The organism is Thalassotalea atypica (genome assembly GCF_030295975.1).
Lineage (GTDB): Bacteria > Pseudomonadota > Gammaproteobacteria > Enterobacterales > Alteromonadaceae > Thalassotalea_F > Thalassotalea_F atypica.
The window spans coordinates 3,536,233-3,553,544 of record NZ_AP027364.1 but is presented as its reverse complement, the minus strand read 5'-3'; the positions used below and the strand labels follow the sequence as shown (position 1 = coordinate 3,553,544).

The following is a 17,312-nucleotide window of genomic DNA, read 5'->3' as shown; positions in this document are numbered from 1 at the left end:
TTATGTACTTATACCACTTTGGACTAAGGGAGTTACCTTTTACTTTAACACCTAATACGGAGTTTTTTTTAGGGTTAGAGCCTCATCATGAGGCTCTTGCGGTTTTAACCACCGCATTACAAACCGGCGAAGGGTTTTTGAAAGTTGTCGGTGAAGTAGGGACCGGAAAAACGTTGCTTTGTCGAAAATTACTCAATGAAATACCTGAACATTTTGTCACGGCCTATATTCCCAATCCCTACCTGAATCCCGATGAATTACGACGCGCTGTAGCGGCCGAGCTAGGCGTTAAGCAGGCGCAGCGAATGTCCGCTCAATTGCTTACTCAACGTATTCAGAATCGATTGTTGGAACTGCACGGGCAAGGCCATTCTGTGGTGCTAATTCTAGATGAAGCACAAGCCCTTCCATCAGAAAGTCTTGAAGCATTGCGCCTATTTACCAATTTAGAAACGGAAACTCGTAAACTCTTGCAAGTGGTGCTGTTTGGGCAGCCTGAATTAAATGACAGGCTTGCTCACGCTGAATTTAGACAACTACGTCAACGTATCACTTTTTCCTATGAATTAAGGCCCATGAGCGCTCAAGAAGTTACACATTATATTCAACATCGCCTTCGTGTTGCAGGTTATAAAGGGGCAGCGTTATTTTCGAATGAAGTATGTAAATTCATTACCTATGCAACCCGCGGGATCCCAAGGTTGGTGAATGTGCTCTGCCACAAAATGTTGATGCTGTGCTACGGACAGGGGCAATATCAAATAACCGTAGAGCACTTAAAACTCGCTGTTGCTGATACCGAAGATGCGAAGCTGTCTTGGCTGCAAATGCACAAGGTTGGAGTATTAATTTTGCTGGGCCTGTTAGGTTTGTCCGCAATGGGGATCAGCTATGTAGGAGCCGTGTTATGAGTGTGATTAATCAGATGCTCAAAGATTTAGATAAACGCCAAGAAGATAATCCGTCAGCCACGCATATTCCTGTTCCTATTTCAACAGCAAAGAGCAACACGCCACTAGCGGTATTTTTCACCGTACTCGTTACTCTTATCTTGGTGGCGTTAGCGTATCTGTACACTGAAAATCAATCGCTAAAAAGCCAGTCGCTGGCTAGCGCTAGTGACGCCGTCAATAATATCAGCGTTAGTAATCAAAACGATGTAACTTCCTCGATCACCCCTCCGACTAGTCAAGAGAGTGATAAACAAGCGCCGTTGGATAATCAAATCCTCAAAGAACAGCCTAATGAGCCAAATAATCACGCAGCCGAACAAGTCACTGAGTCGATACCTAAACATTTAGTTAGCCCGACGTCTGAGCGAATTACAAACTCAAAAGATGTAGCCTCATCACAGATCGTTGTTGATAAAATGCCAGTGACAGACAATAGCGAAGCCGTTGATACAAAAAGCGCAATTGAAGCCAAACAAACGTTAAGTATCTCTCGTAAGAAGCTATCTCCGCAGGCGCTTGCAGAAAAGAAAATGACGCAAGCGAAACAAGCCGTTATCGATAGTGATATGCCGCTGGCAGAAAAGCTATTTGAAGACGTACTATTAATATCTCCGTCACATTTGGCGGCAAGAAAACAGTTAGCGGCACTACTATATGGTCGTCAATCTTTGCAAGAAGCGATCAATTTACTGGCGAATGGCATAAAGTTAACACCACAAGACAGTGAGTTAAGGATAATGCTCGCCAAAATATATTCTGAACGAGGTTTCCAACAACAAGCCTTTGCAACGTTAGCTGAAGTTCCAGAGACTTCAAACGTTGAATATCAGTCTTTATTGGCAACAACGGCACAATCACTTAAACAACATCAATACGCCAAAGAGGCGTATTTAAGATTAATACAGCTCCAAGGAAATGAAGGACGCTGGTTATTAGGACTAGCTATTTCATATGACAGCTTAGGCCAATATTCAGAGGCATATTCTACCTACAATAAAGCCACTGAGGCAGGTGGACTCTCTGTCAGCGCGACAAATTTTGCTAAGCAGCGGAAGCTAGAGTTAGGGGAACAATAATGGTAGCACCAAAACTAAAAATGCGCCTGGGCGACTTACTTGTCCACGAACACATTATTACCAATGAGCAGTTGATGCAGGCGCTGAACAGTCAGAAAACAACAGGGCGCAAACTTGGCGATGCATTAATTGAACTAGGGTACATTTCTGAACGTCAACTACTGGGCTTTTTAGCACAACAACTGGATGTGCCATTTCTTGATATTAGTCAAAGGCGTATACCTGGTGAGATCGCCGCGCTTTTACCTGAAGTTCATGCGCGACGATTACGTGCGTTAGTGATAGAAGATCGAGGTGAAAGCGTATTAATTGGAATGAGTGACCCTGCCGATTTAGGTGGTTTAGATCAGTTAGAGCAAATGTTGTCGCCTAAACGTCTCGAACTTGCTGTGGTGATGGAGTCTCAATTATTTGAAGCGTTTGACTCTCTTTATCGACGCACGGCAGAAATCGAATCGTTTGCCAGTCAGTTAGAGCAAGAGTACGACCAAACCAGCGACTTTGATTTAACCGCTTCATTTGATGATGGTGGTGACGCCACAGTGGGCAAATTATTGCAGTCGGTGTTTGAAGATGCTGTGCAAATGCGCGCATCAGATATTCATATCGAGCCAGATGAAAAGCAATTACGCATTCGCCAACGTATTGATGGTGTTTTGCAGGAAAATATTCTAAACGAAAATAAAATTGCCTCGGCGTTGGTCTTGCGGTTAAAGCTGATGGCTGGTCTCGATATTTCCGAAAAACGACTGCCTCAAGACGGCCGCTTCAACTTACAGGTTAAAGGGCATAGCATTGATGTACGTATGTCTACCATGCCAGTACAGTTTGGTGAGTCAGTGGTGATGCGTTTACTAGATCAATCGGCAGGGTTATTATCATTTGATGAGACGGGTATGCCGGCGGAATTAGTGAAGCGATTGCGTCATCAAATATCAAGACCTCATGGTATGGTGTTAGTGACGGGTCCAACAGGTAGCGGTAAAACCACTACCCTATATGCGGCGTTGAGTGAGCTGAATCAATCATCCAATAAAATTATTACCGCGGAAGACCCAGTAGAATATCGATTGCCTCGCATTAATCAGGTACAGGTTAATAGCAAAATTGATCTGACCTTTTCAAATGTATTACGCACCGCACTACGTCAAGATCCGGATATTATTATGGTCGGTGAGATGCGTGATCATGAAACCGTGGAAATTGGACTTCGTGGAGCATTAACCGGTCACTTAGTCTTGTCGACACTCCATACCAATGATGCAATAACCAGTGCTTTGCGATTGATTGATATGGGCGCTGCTGGCTTTCTAGTTGGAAGCTCATTGCGTGCGGTTATAGCACAGCGGTTAGTACGACGTATTTGTGAAAACTGTGTTGTAGAACATCAACCCACCAGCCAAGAAAAACTATGGTTAACAAACCTGACAGGTCAACAGGTTGAAGATATCCACTTTAAACAAGGCAAAGGATGTCAATCGTGCTCATATACCGGATATAAAGGACGTATTGGTGTGTTTGAGTTATTAGAAATGAATGAGCCGATGATGGCGGCCTTAAAACGCGAAGATACTGAAGCATTTACTGAGTTATCTAAACAGAACCCTACATTCAAACCCTTATCACATGCGGCATTTGATTATGCAGTTCAAGGTGTTACCACTGTTGACGAAGTGTTAAGATTAGTTGAAACGGTTGAAGTGGCGGGATAAAGAGAATTCGATGGCAGCTTTTAAATATATTGGCCGAAACGCTCAAGGAGCACAAATTAAGGGTGTCATTGAAGCGGCGAATTCTGCTGCAGTAGCAGAGCAGTTATCACGCCAACAGGTCATTCCTATTTCTATTGAGCAAACCAAAAGCAGTGCTAAATCAGTTGATGGGGTTGGCTCTGCGAATATTGATATTGGCGAATTACTGGGATTCTCGCCAATAGCGCTTGATGATCTCATTGTACTGTGTCGGCAAATGTACGCACTAATGCGCTCAGGTGTCCCCATCCTTCGTGCTATCAATGGTTTAGCTGAATCGACAACATCCCCTAAATTACGTGAAGTGCTGTCTGAAATTACCACCCAACTTGAAGGTGGCTATGCTCTTTCTACTGCACTAAACCAGCACCCTAAAGTATTTTCTCCATTATTCGTCGCGATTATTCATGTCGGTGAAAATACCGGACAGCTTGATAATTCTTTTTTAAAATTAGCGACATATTTTGAGCGAGAACAAGAGACGCGTAAACGGATAAAAGCGGCAATGCGTTACCCAAGTTTCGTTATTTCGGCGATTCTTGTCGCGATTGTCATTCTCAATATCTTTGTTATTCCAACCTTTGCCAATATGTTTGCAAAGCTAGGTGCCGACCTACCGCTAGCAACCAAAATTCTTATCAATAGCTCGGAGTTTTTCTTAGATTATTGGCCTTATCTGTTGATTGGTACTTTATTGATTATTTTCGGTGTCCGATATTATCTGCGTACGGAAAAAGGTAAGTTTATGTGGGATAAGCGAAAGCTGAAATTACCTGTTGTTGGTAGTGTCATTGAACGCTCAATTTTGTCTCGATTTACTCATAGTTTTTCTATTGTGTTAAGAGCAGGTGTTCCAATGACCACTGGACTATCCTTAGTTGCTGATGCCGTTGATAATGACTACATGCGTGACAAAATTCTAACGATTCGCTCAGGTATTGAAGGTGGTGATAGCTTGCTTCGAACTGCTGTGTCGAGTGAACTATTTACCTCACTCGTATTGCAGATGATAGCGGTTGGTGAAGAGACCGGGCGGGTAGACGAACTACTTGAAGAAGTGGGTGATTATTACGAGCGTGAAGTCGACTACGATTTAAGTACACTAACCGCGCGCATCGAGCCTATTTTGCTGGTCGTTGTAGCGGGCATGGTTTTGGTTTTAGCGTTAGGCATATTTACACCAATGTGGGATATGGCTTCAGCATTTCAAGGAAACTAAATGTCTACGCGCCAAATTGTTGAAAGAAAAGAGCGCTCAATGGTGGAAGTGCTGATCATAGTGGTAATGATAGGCGTAATGGCTTCGGTGTTTATGAACTTTTTTTTTAAACAAGAAGAACATCTTAATAAAGCGGCATTTGAATCGCTTGCCCAAACGTTTTCAGCCCAAGTTCAAATAGTTCATGGGCAGTGGCTAATGGATAAACAACCACGAGTGGTGAGGCTTGCAACTTTAAACGATGAGCAAAATAGTTTGATCACTGTTAACGGTGCTGGTTGGATAGATGCAGAAGACTCATCAACGCCATGTCACGATATTTGGGATCTGGCGATGGAAATACCATTGATATTCATGAATGAGCCGGTATCAGTGATAGAAATAGAACATAATAACAAGATTGAAGAGCGAGTTTGCCGGTATGGCTCTGGTGAAAATCTCTCTTTCGATTACCATAGCCGTAATGGTAAAGTGATAATGTAATAATATGATTTACATGTAATAATAGTGTCACTTTGTCACGTTTTCTGTGACTTTTGCAAAAATTACCTGCTAAAATATATTTAATTGGCGTGTTTGATGAGGAAGTTATGAAAGAGCAGTCTGGTTTTACATTAATTGAACTGGTTATTGTCGTTGTTATCCTAGGCTTTTTAGCGGTAACGGCAATTCCTAAATTTATCGATTTAACCGATCAAGCCAAGCAAGCGAATATTGAAGGCATGGCTGGTGGTTTTGCGACCGGTGTTTCACTGGTGAGAGCGCAATGGGAAGCCGAAGGGCGACCAGATGACGGTACACGTAATATTGTCAGTTATGATGGTACTACGTTAGCACTTACTGATGAGACCGCCAATATTAGGCCGGGTTACCCTGTTGGTATTTCGGGTACTAACGGTGCTAATGGCGTTGTTGGTACAGCGGCGATGACCAACGCTTTATGTATTGATTTATGGCAGTCGATATTTACTCAACCGCCTTCAATTTCATCGAATGTTGCGGATTTAAATAATGCTAATTTATCAATTGATTATCTAGCGGATACAGCCGCTGGTGGCAATGCAGGTAACAATGTTTGTGCGTTTTATCTAAGAGAGTCTTTGAATAAAAATGCAGCGAATCAATTTTTAGATCCAACGGGGTCAACAGGTACAGGTAATCTGTTCACTTACGACCCTTCAAACAGTTCTGTTGTAGTCTATATCAACAATAATTAATAAACGTAGAGAGTGGTATATATGAATCGTATGAATACACAAAAAGGTTTTACACTAATTGAATTAGTCGTGGTCATTGTTATTTTAGGTATTTTAGCGGCAACTGCTGCACCTAAATTTATTGACCTACAGGACGATGCAAGAACAGCTACATTCCAAGCAATTAAAGCTTCTATGCAAAGTGCTTCTACGTTGGTTCACAGCAAATCATTGATTGCTGGTAATGATACAACGGGCTCAACTACAGTAGAGGTCAATAATAGTGATTTAGAAATAGTATATGGCTACCCTTCTTCAGCAGATGATGACGGAACAGATACGTGGAAAGCATTATTGGATTTAGATGAGGCTACTGAATTCACAATCAGTACAGTATCAAACAAAGTATACGTAACTTCTTATGTTGATGGCACAGAGTTGACTACTGCACCAACAGAATGTTTTGCATCGTTCGCACAAGCTACTTCTGTTGCTGGCCCTCCACAAGTCATTACTCCTCCTACGATAGTGGTAAAGGGCTGTTAATTTTCTTATATAAAAGAGCGCTAAGCGCTCTTTTTTTTACACTTCTTTCAGTAACCGTTACCGGCATTCAATACTGGATTAAACATCGATAAAAAGATAACGTATACTAATCAAAGTGATAGTTCTGACGCGGTTGGTTAGTGTACAAAATGATAAAGTTCTCAGTTCATCCTATGAAGAAAATACAACAAGGCTTTACCTTATTAGAGCTTATTGTTGTGATCATCATTATTGGCGTATTGTCTGTCACTGTACTGCCACGATTCATGGACTCTAAAGGCTTTGAAGAATATAGCTATCGCGGTGAAATCATTACTAAACTTCGTGCTATTCAATTGCGTGCTATGCAGGAAGAAAGCTCTCGCTGTGTAGCTCTTAATGATAAGCATTTTGGTGAGCCGTCATCCTGTGATGTAAACACAGGTGCCTTTAATTTTTCCAGTGATTATGGGCAAGACATTGAAGATGTCTTAGAAATCAAAGTGCAATCAAACCATAGTGTCACTTTTTCAATGAAAACCGGCAGCGTACCTTTTAGTTTCGACAAATTAGGTCGTCCTGTCGGTTGCAGTGGTAAATGTGAAATTAGAATTACTGGTAGTGAAGAGTTGTTAGTCATTATTGAGTCAGAGGGCTTTATTCATGCGGGCTAAACCTTTCACTCAAAGTTACCAAAGAAATAAAGGCTTTACATTGGTTGAAATTATCATTGGTATCGTTGTCTTTGCCCTTTCACTGAGCGTGATCACTAGCCTGATTTTGCCAACGGCAAGCCAAAGTGCGAATCAGCTGCAACAAATTCGAGCAGCAGAGCTCGCACAATCGTTGATGAATGAAATCATCGGTCGCTCGTTTGATGAAAATTCTGACCGAGTTGGTGGCCAAAATCGTTGCGATGAAGACCTACCGAGCGGCGCAGCTAATCCTTGTACTGTTTCTGGCTCTTTCGGGCCTGATGCTGATGAAGGAAGTCGCGCGGATTTCGATGATGTTGATGATTACAATAACTGGAGCAAGAGTGGCGAGTTCATAGAAAATGCAGAGGGTGTTGCGTTAGGAAATCACTACCAAGGATTCTCTGTCAATGTTGATGTTGTTTATGATGGCAATTATGATGGTACTGCAGATGCACTCCAAGTCGCCAAGCTTATTACGATCACGGTAACCTCACCCAGCAAAGACGAAATAGTTTTTTCCAGCTATAAGGCGAATTTCTAATGGGCCTTAAACGAGAAAAGGGTTTTACTTTGTTGGAAATGGTCACCGTCATAGTCTTACTGGGCGTGATTTCTGTTGGTCTTGGTAGCTTTATGAAGTTTGGCACACAAATCTATGTTGATGCCACTGATCGTGATGAGTTGATTAGCTCAGCACGTTTCGCAGTTGAGCGCCTTAACCGAGAAATCAGGGCCGCACTGCCTAACAGTTTAATAATTACCACCAATGCCACAAACACTAAACAATGTGTTGAATTTATTCCTGCATTGGCCAGTACCATCTATCAAGATATTCCTGTAGCGCCAGAGCCTAAAAGCTCTGTAGCCAAAGTGGTTAGATTTGACCGCAGTAATTTTTCAACTGACTTGTTTGCAGTAGTGTACCCTATTCAACCCGATGACTTATATGATGGTGAGCCTGCATCTCCTATTGCAATCAACTCGTTGCCAGATAACGGTACCAATGTTTGGGACTTAACATTGAGAGGTGCTGCCATACATTTCGCTCAAGAATCACCAACTGAGCGTATCTATTTTGTTGATTACCCGATCAGTTACTGTGTCAGCGCAGGGGAGTTAACAAGACACGAGAAAACTGATTTTAATAGTGGCATTCCTTCGGATAGTGGTGTCTTGATGGCTAACTTTCTTGAAGTTAAAAATATTGACGCCCCTGCACAAAATTACTTTCCGTTTAAAATTGGTCTGGCAACGCGAGTTCGAAATGCAATTTTAACGGCTGAATTTAGGTTTGAACGAGGTGATGAGCGTATTACCTTAAATAACGAAATCCAGGTGATGAATGTCCCTTAAAATTAATCTTCACATAAAGTTTCAACAATCACAGAAAGGAAGCGTGCTAGTGATGGCGGTATTCATAATGGTGGTGATGTTGATGCTGGGCGTCGCCTTAGTAAGGATGTTATCTTCTAGTGCAGAAACCATTGCCTATGAAGTGCTCGGTACCCGTGCTTATAATATTGCCAATACTGGCTTACAAGCAAAAATGGCTGAGATATTTCCGTTAGGGGCAGATGCATTGCGTTGCAATGGGGGCAGTACTTCAACATTGGTGGATGGAGCTGCGCCAGCGGCTACCGTCACTCTGGTGGATTACAAGCCCAGCTTAGCGAATGTTGAAGGCTTGAGAAACTGCACCGTCACTCAGTTAACCTGTAGCAATTTTAAGCAAGATGCAGTGGTTTATTATCAACTAAGTAGCGTGGGTGAGTGTCAAATAGACGGAGCCAACAAAACGTCACGAACTATCGTTGTAGAAGCGAGGAGCTTGAAGTGAAGAAGTGCTTAGCTTTGTTTATGTTGCTCGCTATGAGCATCACTGTAAATGCTGCAACGGTTACTTATGATTTTGATGTGCGTTCACCTGGTATTAATGCATTTGCGTATGATGGCCAAATAGATGCCAACTCCTTCCCGCCATCAAATGCTACGACTCCGTCTTCTCAGCACTCGAATTCTGAATATAATGCCATTGCACGAGATGATAGCTCTTATGATTCATATTCTGTTAGTCAAAACGGAAGAATTGCAATTCAACGTTACGTTTTTGAAATTGATGAAGTAGAAACTGATGTAACGCAACTTGATATTCTTTGGAATGGTGCGGGACAGAATGCACATAACCCAAGAACCGATGGTGCTGAACTTTATCTTTGGAATTACACTACCGCTAACTATACTAAACTTGATGATTCAGGTGATACCTCATCTGTCGTTAACTTAGAAGGAAGCATTACGAGTAATATTTCGCAGTACATTGGTGGTGCCGCAAATAATCAAGTCACAATATTGGTTGCGTCAAATGACAAGAGAACAGGGAATCGTCCAAATATACTTTATACAGACTACGTGAAATTGGATGTGGTCAGCTCAGGCGTTGGCCCTGGCGAATGTACAGTTGCAGATAATTTTAACAATATTTCTTACAGTCAAAATGATGGCTCTATAGATTGGATTGGAAGCTGGCAAGAAATTGGTGAAGCTGATGGCCCAAGTTCAGGTATTGCTAGAGTACGTAATGATAACTGCTCTTCAGGTAATTGTTTGCGTTTAGGTGTTCCAAGCGGAGGTGGCGCTCAAACGTATAGCAACATTGGTGTTGCTAGGGAAGTAGATTTAAGTACAGCATCATCTGCGACGTTAACATTTAACTATCGAACAGGTTACTCATCAGGTACTCCTTTAGTTCGCCTTTGGGCGTCTAATGATGGCGGGATTACTTGGTTTTTTGTTCAACAATATTCTTTTTTCTCGACAAATTTTACGGCAACAGCGCAAACGATCGATTTAACTCCGTATATTTCGAGTAATACACAAATTAGGTTCTTAGCCGATGGTGCTGGCGCGGTATCAGGCTTTTATATTGATGATATACAAATAAGTTATGACTGTTCGGAGGTCGTAACTAATTTTCAAATTCGTCATGATGGTAAAGGGCTAACGTGTGCACCAGAGCCTGTGGAAATTGTTGCTTGTAGTGATGCAACTTGTTCAAGTGTTAATACCAGTATAAATACCGATGTTACGTTAATGGTTAACGGTGGTGGCGCGCAAACGGTCACCCTAAATAATGGGGTTAGCTCAGGCGTAAGTTTTAATTATAGTGACACTGTAACGCCAGCAACGCTCTCATTGTCTGGGGACTTTATTTGTAGTGATAGTAGCGATGGCTCTGCTGATTGTTCTGTTGATTTCTCTAATGTTGGCTTTGTTTTTAGCAATATTGCTAACCAAGTTTCTGGTGAAGCGTTTAGTGACGTGAAACTCTCTTCTCTAGAAGATAATGGCAACGGAACCTGTCAAGCGTTATTCGCCAATGAAACTAAAACAATTGATTTGGCAATGACTTACCTCAATCCAAGTGATACAGCAACGTTAAACGATTTTACTGTTGATAACGTACCGATTGATAAAAACCTCTTATTGGCTGCACCTAATAATTTTACTGGTGTAAGTTTAAATTTTAACTCACAAGGTGAAGCATTAATTACCGGGAATTATTTTGATGCTGGGCAAATTAATTTGTCGGCGCGTTATGTGCAGCCTCCAAACCTGCCACTTCAGCCGGGGTTTACCCTTGAAGGTGATTCAAATGCGTTTTGGGTCAGGCCTTATCAGCTAACGCTTGAGACCATTACTCTGAACCCTAATGGAGGCACGCCAATAAACAATAGCCTGTTCACTACGGGTGCAACACATAAAGCCGCTGAGCCGTTTGCTTTTATTATTAAAGCTCTTAACCAATCCGGAGGCTTAACCACTAACTATGTACCGAGCCAAAGCCAATTATCGGTGAAAAGAGTCGCACCTGTGAATGTTGGTACAGAGGACGGTGATTTTACCTATGCGACTGGCGAGTCTAAAAGAGATACGTTAGCTACCACTTTTTCCGATGTTAATTTTACCGCGTTTGTTCCTGGAAATAGTACTGGCGGGGTTTCAAGTTTCACCGGTGCTAAATATTCTGAAGTCGGCGTTCTGGAACTTGACGTCAGAGATAATAACTATGGCAATCAAACAGGCTTTCATGTTGAAGCTGATGCGATAACCGTTGGAAGGTTTACCCCGGCTTATTTAACGCAATCTGTTATTAGTCACGGTGAACTCGTCACTCGCGACGATAGCTTAGTTGGCACATGTGGTGAGCGAGATTGGGCGTATTCAGGACAGTTAAATGTCAATCAATTACCGACTGAAATAGGTGCGATTCGATATTCGAGTGCCAATCCACCGAAAATAGAAATATTGGCTTTTAACCAAGACGGTGATCTGACAAAAAACTATATCATTGCGGCTACTGGGGCGGGTGGTGACAGTTTTATGCGTTTAGAGCCAAACGATGTCGTGATAACGCCGCCGGTGCAAGATATCAAAGGTGCTGCTTTAGCCATTACCGCTAACAATCCTCTAGATATAGATACCTCCAATGCATTTAGCCATTTAACTGGTGGTGTTGAATACACCTTAAGTGATGATGATCATTTCGTTTATACTCATAATAACGACACTTTCCTTGCGCCATTTACAGCAGAGTTTGATTTGGATATTGACCAAATCATTGATGCTGACGGCATTGCGGTCGATACCAGTGTGATGGTCGCGCCGCTTCCTTATGAACATATCGAAATCAGAACGGGCGTTCAGGTACGATTTGGGCGTTTGATGCTTGAGAACAGTTATGGCCCAGAAACATCAGATTTGGCACAGCATTTCAAAACAGAGTACTTAGTTAATCCGTTAACCCAAACGTTTACTACCAATGTTAACGACAATTGTACTGCTATCACCAATGTTGGCAACTTATTGTCTTTATCTGATATTGGTGAAGGGCTTGACGACTTAGATGTTAACGTGGTTGGTAATGCTGGCACCATGGAATTAGGTGAGTTTAAAGGGTTAGACCTACGTTCTGCATCTCAAGGACAAATTGGTGTTGAGTATACAACACCTGCCTGGTTGCTTTTCGATTGGGATGAAAACGGGACTCACGATAATAATGCAGGCGCTATTGCCACTTTTGGCCAGTTTAGAGGTAATGATCGTATTATCTATTGGCGTGAAAGTAATTAATGAAAGGGTTTGTTTATCGAAAAAGTGTTGCTAAATAGCAATGAAATGTCGATTTATTAGCCAATTTTATCGTTAAAGCGAAAAAACCTCTAAATTAAACAAAATTTTTTAGAAAGTGTGCACATATCTTTTCAATACTGCGGTATGATAATCCGATCATAGAATAAAATTTTGTTGTCTGTTAAAACAACAAGTAATAGTTAACCAGTTTCCACGCGAACCTGCGACAGTTAAAGGGCATTTCGTAGATATGTTTAAGAAATTACGCGGCATGTTTTCCAACGATTTATCAATCGATCTGGGAACAGCAAATACACTGATTTATGTTAAAGACCAAGGCATTGTTTTGAACGAGCCTTCTGTTGTGGCCATCCGTCAGGATAGAGCTGGTGGTTCAAAAAGTGTTGCTGCGGTAGGTATTGCTGCCAAGCAAATGCTTGGTAGAACACCGGGAAATATTGAGGCTATTCGCCCCATGAAAGACGGTGTTATCGCTAACTTCTTCGTGACAGAAAAAATGCTTCAGCATTTCATTAAACAAGTGCACAGTAATAACTTCTTAAGACCAAGTCCTCGTGTTTTAGTTTGTGTACCTTGTGGTTCAACACAAGTAGAACGCCGAGCAATTCGCGAATCTGCATTGGGTGCAGGTGCTCGAGAAGTTTATTTAATAGATGAACCAATGGCGGCAGCAATTGGTGCAGGCTTACCTGTATCAGAAGCAACAGGTTCGATGGTCGTTGATATTGGTGGTGGTACTACTGAAGTAGGTATTATCTCACTTAATGGTGTGGTGTATTCTTCATCAGTACGTATCGGTGGTGATAAGTTTGAGGAAGCTATTATCAACTACGTGCGTCGCAATTTCGGTAGTTTAATTGGTGAAGCGACGGCAGAACGCATTAAACATGAAATTGGTTCTGCGTATCCTGGTGAAGAGCTTATTGAAATTGAAGTAAGAGGCAGAAACCTAGCTGAAGGTGTTCCGCGCAGCTTTACTCTAAATAGCAACGAAATCTTAGAAGCATTGCAAGAGCCATTAACCGGTATTGTCAGTGCAATTATGGTTGCGTTAGAGCAATCGCCACCTGAATTGGCCTCTGATATTTCGGAGCGCGGCATGGTGTTAACCGGTGGTGGTGCATTACTTAAAGATCTTGATCGACTATTAATGGAAGAAACCGGGATTCCAGTCGTTGTTGCAGAAGACCCGCTAACCTGTGTGGCACGAGGTGGTGGTAAGGCCATCGAAATGATTGACATGCATGGCGGCGACTTGTTCTCGTACGAATAATCTAAATCGCGCTAGCTCAGCTAGCGCTTTTTCTTTATATGAATCCAATATTTAAACATGGCCCCTCACCACAACATCGACTTGCATTGGTGTTGTTATTGTCTGCGCTCTTTATTTTTTTCGATCATAAATTGGCCAGCTTTGAAACGCTTCGCGGCTATTTACAATCCATTGTTAGCCCTATGCAATATTTGGCCAACACACCTAAACAAGTCATGCGCTGGACCACAGAAAACTTAGTGTCGCGAACCGAACTGCTGACAGAAAATCAAGCGCTGAAAATGAACGAATTACGATACCAAGAGCAAATTATGCAGCTTGATATCATAAAGCAAGAAAACCAACGGTTGCGGTCTTTACTGTCGTCACCATTACGTTCCGACATCAAAAAGATGGTGGCGGAAATATTATCGGTGGATAGCGATCCGTACACTCATCAAATCCTGATTAATCGTGGTGCAAATGACGGCGTTTATGAAGGTCAGCCGGTGATTGACGATCAAGGTATTGTCGGACAGGTGCTATTAGTCGGTACAACCACTAGTCGCGTGATCCTAATAACTGACGTAACCCATGCGGTACCGGTTAGAATTAAACGAAACGGCATTAGATTAGTGGCATCGGGTAGTGGTCGAATTGATCGTATCACCCATGCACATGTGCCGCATAGTGCTGATATCCAATCGGGGGATGTGCTGGTTACTTCCGGTTTAGGTGGGAAATATCCTGAAGGGTACCCTGTCTCTACGGTATCCATTGTACTCAAAGACGAAAGTCGTCCTTTTGCTCGAGTTAGATCCACGCCGATTGCTAAAATTGATCGGTTGCGATACTTGTTATTATTATGGCCAGAAAAACCAGCGAGTATGTTTGCCCCTAAAGCCGTTAAGGAACAACAATAATGTTGGCTAATAATGGAATTATTATCTTACTGAGCTTATTGCTGGCTCTTATCGCTAGTATCATGCCAATGCCGCTTGGTGTTGATGCCTTTAGGCCTGATTGGGCCTTAGTGGTTTTAGTGTATTGGAGCATTGCCTTACCTAACCGAGTGAATGTTACCTCTGCGTGGATCACCGGTTTTTTCCTTGACGTGTTGTTAGGCTCTACGCTTGGTGTTCATGCGGCGGCAATGGCCTTGTGTGTATACATTGCGGCAGCCAATTATCAAAAAATCAGAAATTTTTCAGTGTGGCAACAGGCAATTATTGTCGGCGTATTAGCAGCGCTTTATCACCTTTTGGTTTTTTGGATGCAACGTTTTTTAACTGATGCCGTGTTCTTGCCCAGTTATCTATACCCAGTGGCAACCTCTGTGATTCTTTGGCCATGGGTATTTTTGTTGCTGAGAAAGATACGTCGACAATTTAAGATAACTTAATATGACCCTTATTCTTGCCTCGCAATCTCCTCGTAGAAAAGAGCTGTTAGCTCAAATGGGCTATCAATTTACGTGTTGTCCCGCTGATATTGATGAGACTGTTCAAGGTACTGAATTACCTGCTGAATATGTCTCTCGTTTGGCGATTGAAAAGGCGCAACATGTTGCCAAGCAGTACGATGACAATTGTGTCGTGTTAGGCAGTGACACTACCGTGGTCATGCATAATATGATGTTGGGAAAGCCTGAGTCCTATCAGGCATGTTACGACATGCTTAAGATGCTTTCTGGTGATACTCATCAAGTATTTACCGCCATTGCCGCAGTAAAGTCTGGAGCCGTTCAGGTTATGGTCATTATTACCGATGTATCATTTAAGTCACTTACAGAAACAGAGATTTTAAATTATTGGCAAACCGGTGAGCCGCATGACAAAGCAGGAAGCTATGGCATACAGGGAATTGGCGGGCAGTTTGTCTCTGAGATCAAAGGTAGTTATTCCTCAGTAGTTGGTCTACCGTTATATGAAACAACGCAGTTATTATCGGCAATGGGTATAGCAAACCCTTTAACGCAATCGAAGTAGGAGCGAATATGAGTGGTGAATTATTGATCAACGTAACTCCGAGCGAAACACGTGTTGCGTTAATCGAAAATGGTGTCCTGCAAGAAATGCATGTTGAGCGTGAGTCTAAAAGAGGTTTAGTGGGCAATATCTACCTAGGTAAAATCATTCGCGTTCTGCCAGGGATGCAAGCAGCGTTTGTCGATATTAATCTAGAAAAAGCCGCATTTTTGCATGCCTCAGATATTCATACTCGGCTGATGACCAATCAAGAGAGTAACGAACCTGAGCAAGTGCCTGATATTCGAAGTCTGGTCCATGAAGGACAAAATATCGTGGTACAGGTGGTCAAAGACCCGCTCGGTACAAAAGGCGCAAGACTGACCACAGATATCACTATTGCATCTCGTTATCTAGTGCTGATGCCCAATGCAAGCCATGCCGGTATTTCGCAGAGAATAGAAGATGTTGCAGAACGAGTTCGATTAAAAAATATCGTGACGCCTTACTGTGATGATGATCATGGTTTTATTGTTCGAACAGCCGCCGATGGAGCAGGGGAAGTCGAACTAAAGCATGATGCTGAGTTCTTAAGGCGACTTTGGACTAAAGTGCTTGAGCGAAAACAACGAAAACAAACAAAAGCACCGATTTATCAAGATTTATCTCTAGCGTTTCGTGTTATTCGTGATTTTTTTGGTACTGATCTTGAGCGTATTCGTATTGATTCTAAATTGGCGTACCAAGAATTAGAAGAGTTTACTGCAGAGTTTGTTCCTGAGCTGGGTAAAGTGCTTGAGTACTACCCAGGAGAGCGACCTATTTTTGATATGTTTGACGTTGAAGCTGAAGTACAACGTGCGTTAGATAGAAAAATTGAATTGAAATCTGGTGGTTACCTTATTGTTGATCAAACAGAAGCCATGACCACCATAGATATTAATACGGGCGCCTTTGTTGGTCACCGCAACTTAGAAGAAACCATTTTCAGCACTAATGTTGAAGCGACTCAAGCGATTGCAAGGCAATTACGCCTGCGAAATTTGGGCGGTATTATCATCATTGATTTTATCGATATGGAAAGTGAAGAACACAAACGTCGCGTATTACACAGTTTAGAAGTGGCGATGGCTAAAGACAAAGTGAAGTTCAGTATTCATGGCTTTTCCTCACTGGGTTTGGTTGAAATGACCCGTAAACGAACCCGAGAGAGTTTAGAGCATATTCTTTGTGGAGAGTGTGCTGCATGTAAAGGCCGAGGCCAATTGAAAACGGTTGAAACGGTCAGCTTTGAAATATTACGGGAAATTGTCCGAGTGAACAGGGCTTATGATGCCGATCAATTTATTGTTTATGCGTCAATTCCAGTCAGTGAATCATTGATTGATGATGAGTATCACCATCTAGCCGAGCTTGAAGTCTTTATTGGCAAACAGATTAAAGTGCAAACAGAACCCATGTATAATCAAGAACAATTTGACGTAGTCATGATGTAGTAAAGAGCAAGTAAAGAGTAACTAATTT

The 17,312-nt window shown here is 42.2% G+C and carries 17 protein-coding genes; all 17 read left to right on the top strand.

Annotation, left to right across the window (positions count from 1 at the left end):
• The first annotated feature begins 2 nt into the window (after positions 1–2).
• The 17 genes from QUE03_RS16200 (at position 3) to rng (ending at position 17,284) form a co-directional block, all read left to right on the top strand.
• Complete coding sequence (locus QUE03_RS16200) at positions 3–911, top strand: ExeA family protein (RefSeq protein ID WP_286262991.1); 909 nt, start codon at positions 3–5, stop codon at positions 909–911.
• Positions 908–2,029 (top strand): tetratricopeptide repeat protein, encoded by a 1,122-nt coding sequence (locus QUE03_RS16195; protein WP_286262990.1) that lies wholly within the window; start codon positions 908–910, stop codon positions 2,027–2,029. Before QUE03_RS16200 ends, QUE03_RS16195 begins: the two co-directional genes overlap by 4 nt.
• Positions 2,029–3,741: a GspE/PulE family protein gene (locus QUE03_RS16190; protein WP_286262989.1), complete on the top strand. Its 1,713-nt coding sequence runs from the start codon at positions 2,029–2,031 to the stop codon at positions 3,739–3,741. The genes QUE03_RS16195 and QUE03_RS16190 overlap by 1 nt, the downstream gene beginning before the upstream one ends.
• 10 nt (positions 3,742–3,751) lie before the next feature.
• Positions 3,752–4,999 (top strand): type II secretion system F family protein, encoded by a 1,248-nt coding sequence (locus QUE03_RS16185; RefSeq protein ID WP_286262988.1) that lies wholly within the window; start codon positions 3,752–3,754, stop codon positions 4,997–4,999.
• Positions 5,000–5,482: a hypothetical protein gene (locus tag QUE03_RS16180; protein WP_286262987.1), complete on the top strand. Its 483-nt coding sequence runs from the start codon at positions 5,000–5,002 to the stop codon at positions 5,480–5,482.
• A 107-nt stretch (positions 5,483–5,589) separates the two neighbouring features.
• Positions 5,590–6,216: a type II secretion system protein gene (locus QUE03_RS16175; protein WP_286262986.1), complete on the top strand. Its 627-nt coding sequence runs from the start codon at positions 5,590–5,592 to the stop codon at positions 6,214–6,216.
• A 21-nt stretch (positions 6,217–6,237) separates the two neighbouring features.
• A complete protein-coding gene (locus QUE03_RS16170; RefSeq protein ID WP_286262985.1) occupies positions 6,238–6,741 on the top strand; it encodes a type II secretion system protein in 504 nt (167 codons plus the stop codon).
• Positions 6,742–6,890: 149 nt separating this feature from the next.
• Positions 6,891–7,394, top strand: coding sequence for a prepilin-type N-terminal cleavage/methylation domain-containing protein (locus QUE03_RS16165; RefSeq protein ID WP_286262983.1), 504 nt, complete (start codon positions 6,891–6,893; stop codon positions 7,392–7,394).
• Positions 7,384–7,959: a type II secretion system protein gene (locus QUE03_RS16160; RefSeq protein ID WP_286262982.1), complete on the top strand. Its 576-nt coding sequence runs from the start codon at positions 7,384–7,386 to the stop codon at positions 7,957–7,959. Before QUE03_RS16165 ends, QUE03_RS16160 begins: the two co-directional genes overlap by 11 nt.
• A complete protein-coding gene (locus QUE03_RS16155) occupies positions 7,959–8,771 on the top strand; it encodes a PilW family protein (RefSeq protein WP_286262981.1) in 813 nt (270 codons plus the stop codon). Before QUE03_RS16160 ends, QUE03_RS16155 begins: the two co-directional genes overlap by 1 nt.
• A 52-nt stretch (positions 8,772–8,823) precedes the next feature.
• Positions 8,824–9,255, top strand: coding sequence for a hypothetical protein (locus QUE03_RS16150; protein WP_286262980.1), 432 nt, complete (start codon positions 8,824–8,826; stop codon positions 9,253–9,255).
• Between the two features lie 32 nt (positions 9,256–9,287).
• Entirely contained in the window at positions 9,288–12,548 is a 3,261-nt protein-coding gene (locus QUE03_RS16145) for a DUF6701 domain-containing protein (RefSeq protein WP_286262979.1), read from the top strand.
• A gap of 250 nt (positions 12,549–12,798) precedes the next feature.
• On the top strand, positions 12,799–13,842 hold the full coding sequence (locus QUE03_RS16140; protein ID WP_286262978.1) for a rod shape-determining protein: 1,044 nt from the start codon (positions 12,799–12,801) through the stop codon (positions 13,840–13,842).
• Between the two features lie 38 nt (positions 13,843–13,880).
• Positions 13,881–14,744: a rod shape-determining protein MreC gene (gene mreC, locus QUE03_RS16135; protein ID WP_286262977.1), complete on the top strand. Its 864-nt coding sequence runs from the start codon at positions 13,881–13,883 to the stop codon at positions 14,742–14,744.
• A complete protein-coding gene (gene mreD, locus QUE03_RS16130; RefSeq protein ID WP_286262976.1) occupies positions 14,744–15,223 on the top strand; it encodes a rod shape-determining protein MreD in 480 nt (159 codons plus the stop codon). The genes mreC and mreD overlap by 1 nt, the downstream gene beginning before the upstream one ends.
• Position 15,224: 1 nt before the next feature.
• Complete coding sequence (locus QUE03_RS16125; RefSeq protein WP_286262975.1) at positions 15,225–15,809, top strand: Maf family protein; 585 nt, start codon at positions 15,225–15,227, stop codon at positions 15,807–15,809.
• A gap of 8 nt (positions 15,810–15,817) precedes the next feature.
• Positions 15,818–17,284, top strand: coding sequence for a ribonuclease G (gene rng, locus QUE03_RS16120; RefSeq protein WP_286262974.1), 1,467 nt, complete (start codon positions 15,818–15,820; stop codon positions 17,282–17,284).
• The last annotated feature ends 28 nt before the right edge of the window (positions 17,285–17,312 follow it).